At 67.6% G+C, this 14,015-nt stretch carries 7 protein-coding genes; 5 read left to right on the forward strand and 2 right to left on the reverse strand.

Annotated elements, in window-relative coordinates:
- Window positions 1-34 precede the first annotated feature (34 nt).
- The 5 genes from ACWZEH_RS29365 to ACWZEH_RS29385 all read left to right on the forward strand — a co-directional run bounded on the left by ACWZEH_RS29365 (window position 35) and on the right by ACWZEH_RS29385 (window position 6,051).
- Window positions 35-430 (forward strand): hypothetical protein, encoded by a 396-nt coding sequence (locus tag ACWZEH_RS29365; RefSeq protein ID WP_456194085.1) that lies wholly within the window; start codon window positions 35-37, stop codon window positions 428-430.
- 167 nt (window positions 431-597) lie between these two features.
- The gene (locus ACWZEH_RS29370) at window positions 598-1,602 is read left to right on the forward strand and encodes a hypothetical protein (RefSeq protein WP_456194086.1); all 1,005 of its coding nucleotides are present in this window, start codon (window positions 598-600) and stop codon (window positions 1,600-1,602) included.
- A gap of 92 nt (window positions 1,603-1,694) precedes the next feature.
- The gene (locus ACWZEH_RS29375; protein WP_456194087.1) at window positions 1,695-3,488 is read left to right on the forward strand and encodes a hypothetical protein; all 1,794 of its coding nucleotides are present in this window, start codon (window positions 1,695-1,697) and stop codon (window positions 3,486-3,488) included.
- Window positions 3,485-5,623, forward strand: a complete 2,139-nt coding sequence (locus ACWZEH_RS29380; protein ID WP_456194088.1) for a site-specific integrase — start codon at window positions 3,485-3,487, stop codon at window positions 5,621-5,623. The genes ACWZEH_RS29375 and ACWZEH_RS29380 overlap by 4 nt, the downstream gene beginning before the upstream one ends.
- Window positions 5,620-6,051, forward strand: a complete 432-nt coding sequence (locus tag ACWZEH_RS29385; protein WP_456194089.1) for a hypothetical protein — start codon at window positions 5,620-5,622, stop codon at window positions 6,049-6,051. Before ACWZEH_RS29380 ends, ACWZEH_RS29385 begins: the two co-directional genes overlap by 4 nt.
- Window positions 6,052-6,485: 434 nt before the next feature.
- Here ACWZEH_RS29385 and ACWZEH_RS29390 read toward each other — a convergent pair whose 3' ends face one another.
- Complete coding sequence (locus ACWZEH_RS29390; protein WP_456194090.1) at window positions 6,486-7,148, reverse strand: hypothetical protein; 663 nt, start codon at window positions 7,146-7,148, stop codon at window positions 6,486-6,488.
- A 126-nt stretch (window positions 7,149-7,274) separates the two neighbouring features.
- Complete coding sequence (locus tag ACWZEH_RS29395) at window positions 7,275-13,454, reverse strand: DNRLRE domain-containing protein (RefSeq protein ID WP_456199891.1); 6,180 nt, start codon at window positions 13,452-13,454, stop codon at window positions 7,275-7,277.
- Window positions 13,455-14,015: the final 561 nt, after the last annotated feature.

The raw sequence follows: 14,015 nt of genomic DNA on the forward strand, positions 1-14,015 counted from the left end.
CGTCCACCTTGCTCATGGATCTTCTGGAGGAGAAGTGTCAGATCGTTGGGGTGTTGCGTTCTACGACTTCCTGAAGCCGCCGCCGGGCCTGGGCGGGGGTGTGCTGGAGGGGTTCGGCGACCTCCATGAGCGGGCGTCGCGGAACGGAGCTCAGCATGGCACGCCGGTGCTGGTGACGGTCTCGGGCTTTACTGATCCGGGCGTGAATCTGTTCTTTCGTGTCTCGCCGATGGTGGGGCGTGGGATCAGAACCTGGCGGCGGTACGCGTACACCTTGGTCGTGTGGCTGAACTTCCTGCAGGTGTTCGGCAGAAGCTGGCGTGAGGCTACGGCTCGGGATGTGGAGGCGTTCAAGGACTGGCGGCCACGGACGTGCGCAACGATGAGCGGATCATGGCTGGGAGTTTCGACGCCGACCGGGCCGCTCTGAACACCTTCTACACGTGGGCCTCCGGCAGGTACGGGCTGCTCAACCCGGTGACGGGGATCTCTCCGGCGTCGGGTACTGGTGGCCGGTCCGGGCAGGATCTCGGGCCGGGGGGTCGTCGGCGGGAGGGGATCCGGCCGTCGGGCTCGCGCCGGCGTCAGGTGAAGTGGATGCTTCGGGTGCCCTTCGAGCAGTGGCGTGACGTCGGGTTGTGTGGCTTCGGCTTCGACGGTGTGCGGCGGGCCGGATGGTGCGGGCCGAACGAGGATCGCGACGCGGCGTTCGTCGACGGCCTGTACGGCACCGGGCTGCGTCTTCAGGAGTGGGGCAGTGTCCTTGACGTGGAGCTGCCGCGTTCTTCGACTGCGCGTCTTTCGCGGGCCTGGCTGGCGGCGGGGTGCCTGAAGGGGGCGAAGGAGGGCCGGTGGTACCGGATTCCGCGTGCGGTGCTGCGTGAGGTCGAGGGTTACGCCGATCCGTTGGAGGGCTCGCGGACGGAGGCGATACGCAGGGCCCAGCGTCGGGGCAGCTACGAGCGGCTCGCGTACCTGCGGGTGGTCCGCGGCTACAACGCCCGGAGCCGGGTGTTGTATCTGGAGGGCGGGGGCTCGTTGTCGGTTGACGTGCTAAGCCCCGATGAGCGGCGTCTGCTGTTTCGTCGGACCGCGTCCGGTCTCGAGCCGCTGGCGGTGTGGCTGTCGCCGAACGGCATGCCGAAGAAGGTGGAGGGCTGGGAGGACACGTTCACCGCGGCCAACAAGAGAGTACAGGGGGTCTGGACGGAGGCGGGCGGGGAGGGGCTGGTGCCGTTGTGGTGCCGTCCGCATATGTGCCGGCACTCGTTCGCGCTCAAGTGGTACTCGTTGCTGTCGGCGGTGTGGCAGCCGCACCTCGACGGGTTCACCGAACAGGAACTGCTGGACATACGGGAGATGTTCGGCGGTGTGTGGTACGCGCTGTCGCTTTTGATGGGGCACGCGGACCCGTCCACGACGCGGGACACGTATCTGGAACCGTTCACCGCGCTTCAGGTCGACTACCTGATGGAGTTGCTGGACGGCGACGAGGCCAAGGGGATCGAGGCGTTGATCCGTACGGTGGCCGAGCGGGGCGGGTGGACGCTGACGGGTGTCGCCCGCCCTGGCGTCCAGCCGTCGGTCGGGGGACGCGCATGAGCGCCGGGGGACGGGGCGGACGCCAGGCGGCCATGCCGCCGACAGGCTGGCAGCCACCGGAACGGATGCTTGAGTCGTCCGGTGGTACGGCGGTGCGCGTCATCGAGCAGTCGGGGGCGCGTTCACGGGTGTTCGACTTCGCCGACATCCATGACCGTAGAGGCCGGCGGGTGGTGATCGCTGAGGGGCTGCAACGCTGGTTGGCGTCGGCCTTCGCCGCTCGGACCTCGAACCGTTCGGGGGTGACGCGGCTCGGCGCCGCTGAGGGCATCTATGCGGTGCTGTCCTGGCTGGCCCGGTTCTTCGCGGCCCAGAGCCCGCCCGTTCGGGGGCCGAGCGACGTCACCGCAGATCACGTGCGGGCGCTGTGGACGCATATGGAAGGGCGCAACAACGCCACTCAACGGGATCACCTCTACCGGCTGCGTCTGCTGTGGCGCGATGACGACCAGTTGTCGGAGGAGGTGCGGGCGGCCCTGTACGAGCAGCCGCTGCCCGAGGTGACGCACATCGTGGATGTGCCCGCGTACGACGACGCGGGCATGCAGCGGATCATGACTGCGTTGCGGCACGATGTCCGGGTGGCGCGGGACCGGGTACGGGCCGGGCAGGGTCTCCTGGCGCGCTTTCGCGGCGGCCGGGTGCTGCCCATGGATTCAGATCATCAACTCGCGAGCCTGCTGGACGTCTTCGACCGCACGGGGGACATCCCGCGCACGGCCGGCGGCTCGCCGGTGCTGGCGGTGAGACAGGCGGGCGGGATTCGCGAGATCGCCCGGTGGCTGTGCCTGAACTCTCAGGAGCTGACCGCGTTCTGCCTGCTGCTGACGGCGGAGAACTTCGGCACGGTGGCCGCGTGGCCTGCGGCGCACTACCGGCCGGACGCCGGGATCGAGGGCATCCCGGGGGTTGCCCTGGTCGAATCGTCCAAGCCCCGGCGCGGCCCGGAGCGCGAGCACATGGTGACCCCCGTGGAAGACGTGCCGGAAGACCTGGCCGCGCTCCTGGTGGACGCTGATCCAGAACCTCGGCTCTTCCGTTCCCCGCTGCGGGTCTACCAGCTGCTCCTGGAGCTGACACAGGTCGCGCGCCGCCACGGTGGTCATGACCTGGCTCTGGCCGGGTTCCGCGCGACGGGCGCCTCCAGAGAGGGACGCTGGACGCGCGGGGCCGATGCCAAGAACATCGCCCGATGGTCCGCTCAGCACGGCTTTCCCACCAAGGAGCCCACGGCAGAGGGGATCGAGCCGGTGGAAGCCAGACGGCTTCGGCAGACCGGAATCGAACGCAAGCGCCGCCCGGTCGCACACACCCGGTCCACCATGAACGACCACTACCTGGCCCGCAGCAAGGCGGTCGTGGCCCAGTCCCGCACCGTTGTCGCCGACGCACTGCGCGCCCAAGTGGCCACAGCCCGAAAGCGGCGCAGCGTCCCCGTCCTGCCGGCCTTGCTGGTCGCCCGGGCCGCTACCGATCTGGACGGAGCGGCCCGCGAGGCAGACCTGGACCCGCAGGTTCTGCAGCGGCTGGTCACCGGCCAGCAGGACACCGTGCTGACGGGATGTGTCGACCACCTCAACAACCCGACCACGGAGCCGGGAGAGCCCTGTGCGGAATCGTTCCTGGCCTGTCTGGGGTGCGAGAACGCCCGGGCACTCCCGCACCAACTGCCTCTGCAGATCGCTGCCCTGGACCAGTTGAACATCCTGCGGGCCCACGTCGATCCGGCGACGTGGAAGGCGCACCACGCGGTGCACCAGGAACGTCTGGAGGACCTGGTGGGCCACTACCGCGCCTCGGAGCAGGACAAGGCACGCCGCGACCTCACCGAGCCGCAGACAAAGATGATCAACGAACTGATGAGTGGACGGATGGACCTGCGATGACCATGCCCTTGAGTGACGAGGCGGTAGCGCCTTCACTGCCGCACCGCCTTGCGGATGTCGTCGTCCTGCGCGCACGCCCGCTGTGGCACGGCATCGATCCGGTGTCGCTGTCACGGTTCGCGGACTGGACCTGGTCCCTGGCCGAGGCGCAGCCGGACCAGCACACCCAGCCCATCATGCTGTACTGGTCGACGTTCCCGTCCGCCTTGGTGGACGACTTCAAGGTGTTCACCCTCGCGGTGCTCGACTGCCCCTATCCACCGGCTTTGAGCAGGATCACGGGACTGGACCGGGCCAGCGTCGCCACGGTGCTCCTGTGGTTCAAGCGTCTCCGTGTCTTCGCGACCTGGCTGCGGCATCGCGGCATCGCCCGGCTCCGGGACGTGACCGAGCACGATCTCGACCGGTACCTCGACCGCGTGCGGGCGATACAGGCCAGTACCAACACGCGCCGTCAACTCCTGAGCGCTGTGCGCGCCATCTGGGCCTACGCGCCGCAACTTCCGTCGGAGCACCGGATGCCCGTCACGGTGCCGTGGCAGGGCCGCTCCCCCGGGGAACTGGCCGAGGACATGAAGACCGGCCGGGGCAACAAGACCCCGAGGATCGAGGCCGCCACCATGACCGCGCTGCTGGACTGGGCTCTGCGCATCGTCGAGGACATCGGCCCGGACGTCCGCGACGCGTGGCGGGAATTCCGGCAGCTGTACACGGGCGACCACCTCAGCCACCGCCGGTACGACGGGCTGCCGCAGGCCGAGCGGATGAAGCTCTTCCTCCAAGCCGCGCGTGAAGAGGGCAGGGAGCTGCCCGGCTACCCGGACCACCCCGGCACCATCGACTTCAAGTACCTGGCCTGCCTCATCGGGCTGCCCGCGCTGTCCAACTCCCTGTCCGGGGCCTCCCGGTCGCTGGCCGAAGCCGCTCGGCTGCCGGTGGCCGAGGGCTTCTTCATCGGCCGCATCACGGGACGGATCGACGGCCGTCCCTGGCGGGAGCGGCCGCTCACCGTATCGGAACTCCCCGCCCTCGTCTGGGTCGTGACTGCGGCATGCTTCGTCACGGTGTCGTACTTGTCTGGTATGCGTCCTGGTGAGGTGGCCAATCTGCGGCGCGGCTGCCGGGCGGAGGACGTCGAGTCCGGGGAACTCTTGCTGCTCGGGCACCGGGGCAAGGGGTACGACCGGACCGCGGCGGAGACCCAGCGGCCGCCGGCCCGTCCCTGGGCCGTCGTCAGCCCGGTGCACCAGGCCATCGCCCTGTTGGAGTCACTGCACGAGACGGAGCTGCTGTTCCCCACCCGTCTGCCGGGCAGCAGCGGGCGCAAGAGCCGCGCGGGCGCGCGGACCTGGGACACCAAGAAGACCAACACGGAGCTGCAGCGGTTGCAGGGCTGGGTGAACTCCACCTTCACGTCCGTCAGTGGCACGGCTGCGATACCGCCCGACCCGGTCAAGCACCTGCACGCCTCCCGGTTCCGTCGGACGCTCGCGTACTTCATCGTGCGCCGTCCCCGCGGCCTGATCGCCGCTGCGTTGCAGTACGGCCACCTCAAGACGAAAGTGACCTTGAACTACGCCGCGAACGACGACTCGTGGCTCGACGACGTCGCCGTGGAACGTCTCGAGATGGTTCTGGAACAGTCCGAGGACGACTGGACCCGCCTGGAGGAAGAGCACGAGCACGTCAGCGGCCCGGCCGCCGCGGAGTACCGCCGCCGCACCGCCGGCGCCGCGGCGTTCCTCGGCCGCACCGTGCGGGCACAGGCAAGTGTGAGCCGCCTCCTGGCGCAGACGGACACCGACAGCCACCACGGCGACGCCATGACCTGCGTGCATCGTGCGGAAACCGCGGCATGCCGCAAGGAGAAACTCCTGCTTGGGCTGCCCGCCGACGACGGACCCGATGAATCACTCTGCCGCAGCACCTGCGTCAACCTCGCCTACACCGACCGGGACATCGCCGAACACCGCACGCGCCTGCCCGTCCTGATGACGGAAGCACGCGATCCGATGACCCCGCGCCCGCGCCGGGACCGCGCCGCCGCACAGGCCGGCCAGATCCTCGCGGTCATCGAACAACACGAGACGTCGCGGCCAGCAGCCGCACACACGAACGGCGGTCAGGCGGCATGACCCGCAGGAACCGAGACCGGGACGCGGAGCGCGAGGCGATACAAGCCGCCGCGACACGTCTCCTGGCCGGCACACCCTTTCGCTCGACGGCCGGCAAACTTACCGGCACCGAGCTGATCGCCGAGTGCGGGCTACGGCGCGACATCGTCTACGGCGACCACAAGGACCTCGTGGACGAGTTCAAGGCGCGGGCCACGGCACAGAACTTCACCCCGCAGGCCGCCCAGCACATGGCGGACGAAAACGCCGCGTTGAGGGACGCCCTGGCGAAGACCAAGAACGAACTCGCCGCAGAACGCGAGCGGGTCCGCGCCCTCGTGCGTGCCACCGCCGAACTGTCACTCGAACTCGACCAAGCGCGCGAGGAACTCACGACAGCCCAGCAGATCACACGGCTACCCGGACCGCGAGGCGCCGGAATCACCTAAACGTTGGCAGGGGCGGCACACGTCGCCGGGCACGACCCTCTGGGCTTTCTCGTTGCCGCGAGCACGAGGACATGTCGGCGAGAACAAAGTCGGCTGGCCGCCTTCGGCCTGCGTCGCCATCGGAGGCGCGATGCCGGGCGTCGGGCTGGTCACGGCCGGGCGGGCCCTACTGGCCGGTCGGCTCCGGCGGGCGATGTTCCGGGTGCCTCCACCCGAAGGACGCACCGACGACCAGGGCCGCCGCGCTGAACCGCCCGCAGCGTCGCGGGCAGAAGAGAAGGCATCCTCGCAGTCCCCGGGCCCGTGGAACCCGGAGCAGCCGCAGCGTCACCGCGACCGCCCATCCCACCCCAGCGGGGTACATCACGGGTGGATCGCCGCATCGATTGGCGACCGGACCCCGCTGACGAATCGCGGTCAGCTCTCCGGCTCTGTCATCTTGCGTCCTCATCCCAGGTTGGCGAGTCAGCTACGCGCCCGAGGTCAGAGCCGGTCAGCTCGTACGGCTCGCCAAGAGGGTACGAAGTAGCCCCTTTTTGCACCATCGCGCGAATGGTGAAGCGTTCGCCAGGAAAGAGCGCAAGGAGTGCCACCTGCGAAACGAGTGACTTATGGATGAGGCTGCATTCAGGGTCAGCTCCCGGTGAAGCGTCCTTGATTTCCAGATGACTGACTTCCTTATCCACGAGCAATTCAAAGAAGTGCAGCAGTTCATATCCTTCGTCGGCCTGAGGACGGCCGGTGAACAGCTCCGTCTCGGATTCACCGAACAGCACCAGGGGTCTACCGCTCAGAATTCCTGCGATTTCCCAGGTGTTGGTCGGCTCGATTCCCATGGCGCCCCCAGAGAGGTGCTCTGCTGCTGCCCAAGACCCATCGTCCAGTCGGGTCGAGAAGTAGAGTTCTTCTGCGAATCGGGCGTCTTTGCGCCGGTGAAAGAGGAGGACGGAGCCGAGGCCGTCGCGTATGCATATGTCGGCGACAGCAGCCTCGGTCGTGCTGTCGAGGCGGGTGGGCACGGCGTGCGATGCGGCAGCGCCCGCCGTGTGCCCGGCCGTCAGAGCTGCGTGGGCGAGTTCTGCCAGATTCTTAGGCATCCTGGTCCTTGCGCGAAAGCGGTTTTCCATGAGAGCAATCCGAGCCGGGGTGGCCCACCCGCCTGTGGGTGGGCCACCCCGGATATGCCGCGTACCCATATTGTGATCATGATACGCGGCGCTGGACTACGCGCTGGCCTTGCAGATGGAGGAGACGGCGGTCACGAAGCCGTTCCACCCGAGCACGACCCCGTTGCCGTGGGTCACGATTCTCGTTCCGGGTTTCACTTGGATGTTGTAGTGAACCTCCCACTGCTTCTTCCAGGGCGTGTACCAGCTGGCCTTGCCTTGAAGTTTGCCCATTCTTCTCTTGCCCGGCCGGGTTCCCCAGGTTTCCGCGTATACGGCGTTTCGGGACAGGTACCGGTTGGCGAATCCCTTGATCTGGGTCTCCACGTAGTACCCGATGTAGCGGTGGCCGTCCTTGGTCACGCCGCCGCCGCGGCGGCTGGTGATGATCTGCAGGTTGTAGCCGTTGGTCTTGTGCTTTTTTCCGCACTTGGGGATCAGCCCGGTGGTGTCGGAACTGTTGCACGGGTCGGCGTTGGCGTAGTCGTAGGCATTCGCTGATCCGCCGGGAACCGGATCAGCCTGGAGGAACCGGCCGAGCTTCGGGTCGTAGAGGCGTACGCCCATGAGAGTGAGCCCGGTCAAGGTGTCGGCGGAGCGCTGCTTGGTGCCGAGCCAGGCGTAGCGGGTGCCTGCCTGGCCGGGACGCGGATTGCCGTACTCGTCGTAGTCGAGCACTGTCGGAGCCGTCGCGCCGTCCAGCGGGAGCTGGAGAGCGATGTCACCGTGCAGGTTGGCGAGTTGGAGCACCACGCCGCCGGTCTTGGTGCTCGTCGCGGTGAGATTTCCGCTCGCGGAGACGATGTTGCGGGTGACCTCGCCGGTCCCGGTGTCCTCCACCACCCACCTGGGGTTGTCGGAGTCGCTGTCATAGTGGTTGATCCTGGATGCAGTCTGCGTCCAGGTGGTACCTGAGCCGCTTTCCGTCGTCCAGGAGCGCACGCGCAGTTCAGGGTCACGCTGCCAGGTCTGGCGCTTGCCATTGACTGTCTGCCGATAGACAAGATCGTTGGCGTAGTAGGAAAGGGTGCCGTGGCCCGGAGCGGTGGTCGTCCGGCCGAACGCGTCGTAGACGTAGCCGGTGCCGGTGAGACGGTCGGCGCTGTCGTACGTGTGGCTGGTGGTGGTTCCTGCGGAGCTCGGACAGTCGACGCCGGGTTCGGAGGTAGCTGTGGTCACCGCGCTGCGGGTGCTGCGTGCGCCGAAGGTGTACGTGCGGCGGGTACAGACGGTGTCCGCGGTGTCGTCGACCCCGGCCAGACGTCCGACAGCGTCGTACCGGTACTGCTGGTGCGACCATCCCGAGTGGGCCGTCACCTGGGAGTGGATGGACCTGTCTACCGAGTCGGCGAGCACCACGGTGCTGTCGGAAGCCCTGGTGTAGGTACGCGCCAGGGGTGAGCCCGTTGTGTCGATCTCCTGGGCCAGGGTGTAGCCGCCGGGCAGCTTCTCGTTGATGACGGCGCCGTCAGCGTCGTAGGCGGTCTCGAACGCACCTGCGACGGAGTCGGTGGTCTTCGTGGCCAGGCCGCGGGGCTCGACCGTGTGGTCGTAGGTGTAGGTGACCGTCGAGGGAACGGAGTCGGAGACCTGCGTGACACGGTTGAGCAGGTCGTGGCGGACCTGGGTGACTCCGCCGTCCGCATCGGTGTAGGAAAGCTGGCGGCCCAGTGCGTCGAACACCTTGGTGATGGTCCCGCTGGTGGCCGAAGTGTTCTTGATGGCCTCGCCGGTGGTGGCGTCGTAGTCGGTAGTCGTCTTGGACAACGCCTCGCCGACGCCTCCGGTCATGGCGACCGAGATGGGACGGCCCGCGTCGTCATAGCTGGTTGTGGTGGTCCTGGTGACGCCCCCGGCGGTTTCGGAGACGTTGGTGGGGTTGCCCCATCGGTCGTATTCGGTGGTGGTGACCGGGAGTGCCGACGGGTTGCTGCCGCCCCCGGTGATGGCGCCACCGGGCGAGGTCCGGCAGGGCAGGTCGGCCCACTCGGGGCGTCCGGCGCAGGTACCGGTGCCGGAGGCGGACCAGTAGTCGGTCACGCGTGTGGTCGCCGAGGTCGCGGTGCTGTCGGGCCGGATCTCCTTCGTCACGCGGCCCTGCTCGTCGTACTGGGTGACGGTGGTGATGGCGAGGCCCCCGGGGTCCTGGACCGTCTGGGTCGCCAGGCCGCGTGCCCAGTCGTAGACGGTCCGCGTCTCACGGGTCTCGGCATGGACGGTGGGGTGGACGCGGAGCTGTGCCCCGGTGGTGGTGCCGGTGATCTGGTCCTTGACCGTGGCAGTGCCGTCCGTCGGGCGCCCGGCGTCATAGGTGTTGACACTCCGGGCGCGGGCCACGACGGATGTGCCGGCGGAGACGAGCGTGGTGCCGCCCGAGGTGAGGTCCTGGGTCAGGTCGATCCGTGACAGAGGGCCCAGTGCCTCCAGTTCGCGTGTTCCGGTGGCGTTGTAGATGGACCGGGTCGACAGCAGGTCGGCCCGCTCGGCACTCGGGAGGTCCGCGATGCCCAGGTCGGTGAGAACCTTCTGTGCCGCGCCGCTTTGGCCGAGTGCCAGGGCACGGTTGGCGGGGGTGAGCTCGCGGATCGTGTTGCCGAACCGGTCAGTGTCCGACGCGGATATGTGGCCGCCTGGCAGGGCCGCGTTGATCTGGCGTCCGGAGGCGTCCATGTACTGGATAGTCGCCCGCGCATAGGCTCCCGCACCGAGGCTGCTGCCTGTGTGCGAGGCCGGTACGGAGTCCGCCGGGAAAATCGCCGTTGCGTCGGTGGGCGCATCCAGCTGGCCCCATGTCTTGACCTCACTCGATCCCATGGCGTAGGGGGCGGAGGCGCCGGTGAGCGGGACATCGTAGACCAGGCTGGTGACTGCCTCGCCCTGCACGGTCGCGGCCGTACCGGGCTGCAGGCCGGGACGCGAAACGCTCAGCAGCATCCCCGGACCAGCGGCGGTCGAGCTTCCCGCCTGGCCGTAGGTGAAGGTCCAGGGCAACTGGCCTGGCGGGGTCAGCTCGGTGACCCGGCCAGCGCTGTCATAGGCGTACTCGGTGACCAACTGCGGGGAAATTTGCGAGTTCCACGTACGACGCAGCCGTCCGGTGGTGTCGTACGCGTACTTCTGCACGGACGTCGAGGTGGCTGCCGTCGCTCCGGGAGCGGTGGACCAAACCTGGATCTCCTTCACTCGGCCGGTGAAGTCGCCGTACGTGCCCGCAGCGGCGGTGGTGGAGGTGGCGTAGACGAACTCCAACACCCGGCAGCCGCGTGTGGAGGGGGTCTGCGCACAGGTGCCGGAGGCGGCTGCCGAGGTCGGGGCGACAACCCGCTTGGGCCGCGCCTTGACCTTTCCATCGCTCGAGACCGTTTCTGAAAGGACCGTGGTGGTGGAGTTGCTGCGGCCGTCCAGACGGGCCGACGACACCTGCCAGGTCGTTGCCGCGTCGTCCAGCTTCGCGAAGTCGGTGACCGTGCCCTCGGCGTCGGTCAGGGTGAAGGAGCCCGATGTGCTCCCTTGCAGGGTGATCTTCTCGGCGCCCGGTTCAGCGATCCATGCGGTCTTGGCCGCGTTCGCGGTGAAGTGGATGGCGTCGCCTTGACTGCCGACCACGTCAACGGCGGTGTCGGAGACCCTGCTGACATAGGAGTAGTCCGAGCCGGCGGATTCGGCGACCGTGCCAGATGCCCACTCGTTGCCGAATATGGCCACCTGCCCCTCCTGGTCTCCTGCGGACGGTGTCCGAGAAGTAGCCGTACGGGTGACGGACAAGCCGAAGTATGAGGCTTCCACTTCGGAGAGGGTGAAGTCACCGGTGAGCAGGTTCACCGAGCCAGGCCCGATCAACTGAGGCGCGGCACCGAGGGCGTAGCGGTCGACAACGACCGTGAGAGGTTCGGTGCGACCGGAGGCGCTGTTGGCTCCCGTGAAGTCGGCCTTGACCTGCACTGCGCCGTCGGGGTTGACGGTGGCGACGGCGTTCCACACCAGCTGGCTGTTCTTGCCGTTGGTCAGCGGGACCGGCCATCCGGTGAGCGTGTCGCCCCCGGAGGTGACGTCCCCGACCGGGATCCTCTGCCAGCCGTCGGCTTCAGACCGGCGCCAGGAGAAGGACACGCTGTTGTACTTGCTCGCGTCGGCCTCGGCGACCAGCGGGAGACGGCGCGCTGTGCGCTCGCCTTCGGAGGGCTGAACGAAACCGCCGGGCCCGGCGTGGAAGGTGTACTCGATTGCCTCGGACTTGTTGTCCGCCTTGTCCACCGAGCGCACCTGCAGGGTGTGGGTGCCGTCCTTGGGCGGGGTGATGGAGAGGGCCTTGTCGGCGGTGGAACCGCCGGTGGCGACCTTGGTCCAGGTCACGCCGTCCAGCGACCACTCCAGCCAGTTGTGGTCGGAGGCGGGCGGGGTGACGGTGAAGGTGCCCGCCTGGCCCGCGCCCTTGACCCAGGAGCTCGACGGGTAGTCGGTGGAGACGATCTTCGTCGGGGCGGACGGGGCGCTGGTGTCGACGGTGAACGTCTTCCACGCCGACCAGCCGTTGTTGTAGTGCGTGCCGTCGTACGGGCTGGTGCGGAACTTGTATGTCTTGCCGTTGCTCAGTACCCCGGATGGCACAGTCACCGAGGCGATCTGCCCTGAGGGCACGTACTTCGACACGATGACGTCGCCGACCTGTGTGTTGGTGGCGTTGTCGTAGATCTGGAAGGTGCCGTTGACCTTGTCACCGTCGGAGTCGACGAAGGTGTCGCGCAGGGCGGGCGTGGTGGTGTTGACCGTGTAGGCACCGCTGTAGGAGAAATACGGCGGGCCGGCCTCCTGCTTGGTGCCAGTGCGCGGCCGGTAGTTGTAGTTCACGACCAGCTTGGGCGGGTTGGAGGCCGCGTTGGCGGAGTTGACCCGCTTCCACTGGGCCACGACGGTCTCGCTGGTGGCGCGCAGGCCCATGTGGCCGCGAGTGGCCTTGGCGGATGCCCACTCCTGCACGAGCGTGGTCGCGTCGGCGTTGATCCAGCCGTCCGGTTGCGTGGTGCACGCGGCGTTGCCGCGGGTCTCGGTGGAGGTGGCCTTCTTCGCCGTCCACGACGGCTGCGCCGTCCAGCGCGACGACGTCGAGGCCGCCCCGGTCGACCACACCTCCCACGGGTAGACCTTGCAGTCAGTGTTGTTGCCCGAGTGGAAGTTCCACAGGGACAGCTTCGCATCCAAGACCAAGGCATCCTGGATCGGAGTCGTGTTCCAGGAGATGAACGACCGCGCGGTGCGCGGGGTGCCGTCGGAGTTGGTCGTACCGGGGTTACCCAGGTCGAGTTCGGTGTCGGCGGACCAGTCGACCGTCTCGCCCTGCTGCACGTAGGTGTCGAAGACGTTGGACAGAGACGACGTCGACGGGTCGACGGTGACTGGGTACGTGGTCTCCGGGTCAGCGAGGAACTTCGCGTCCGGGGTGACGATCAGATCGACGGTGGAGCCCTTCCGCACCACCTTCATGCCGACCTTGGCCCGGTTCGTGTGCTCGCCCGACCGCTTGTCGACGGTGGCGTCCCACATCACCGGCGCGGGCATCACAGCCCGCTTCTTGTTCTTCTTGTCGGTGAACAGGACGCTGCCGTCAGCGAGTTGCTTCACCTTCAGGCCCTTGGCCTTTAGCGGCAGCGTGTACGAGTAGCCGCCCGTCTCCGGACGCTGCCTGATCTCGACGAACTGCTCGAAGCCAGTACGCGTGGCCTCGACGACCACGTCCGCGCCAGGAACGGCGTTGACGTACTCCGCACGCGTGCCGTCCAGCTTCGGCTGCGGCAGACCCCCCTTCCACTGAAGCGTGATCTGCTGGTCACCCTCGCCCAGCGTTACCAGGTCCGTCGCCTTGGCCTCCTGCGCGGCGGCCAGCGACTTCGCGGGGGTGCCGGTCCTGCCGGCGAGCCGCAGGCCCTCCGGGTGGGCGACCGGTTCCACACCTGATCCGGTTTCACGGAGGTTGACATCGACGTCGGTCCATCGGCCATCACGCTCGAACCGGACGGGTCCGGCGGCGAGTTCCGTGGTGAGACTTCCGTCCTTGTTGACCCAGGTGGTCGACGTCTCAGTGCGCTCGCTGAGCGCCTCCACGCGCCTGCCTGACAACCGGGCCGCGACCTTCGCCGACGCGATATCCGCCGCCGTGGTCACCGACTTTGCTTCCGAATCCTTCTCCGACACCCCGGCCGGTACCGCCGCTGCCACACCCTGCAGCAACGACACCGACATCAGCACCGCAAGCCCACCCGCGATCCAACGCAGACTTCGGCTACGGTCACGCCAAATCCACCCCGTCTCCCCAGGAGAAGGGGCCATATCCACAGGTCTCACGAATCCATCCCCGTCTACTCGTCACGTAAAAAAAACAGTGATCGATTCGCAAAGTAAGCCGGAGCACAACACCACCAAGATCATCTAATGCCTTATAAGCGGACACCACTGCCTACGCCCCGACCTATGACCTTGATCACATGAAGTGACGTCATCGATACCTACCGCTCAACATCCCGGGGGCTGCTGCAGGCTTGGCGTGGTACTGCGTCTACCAGCGCCGGGACAGAAAAAGGCGCCGCGGCCACTACGAACGGTGCCAGGTCGCGCCCGTGCAGCGGTGTAGCACTGTGGAGTTCACGACTCCGCGACTGACGCGTATCGGCAGGGCTCACACTCGCGCAGAGACCACTCCTACGACCAAAACGGCGTCGGCACCGCCCCGAGGAAACTCGACAGCGCTTGGCGCGAAGGCGGCCCTCGGAGCGAAGCGAGGCATTCCGGATCACTACGCCACTT

The sequence above is a fragment of the Streptomyces yamdrokensis genome (assembly GCF_053890455.1).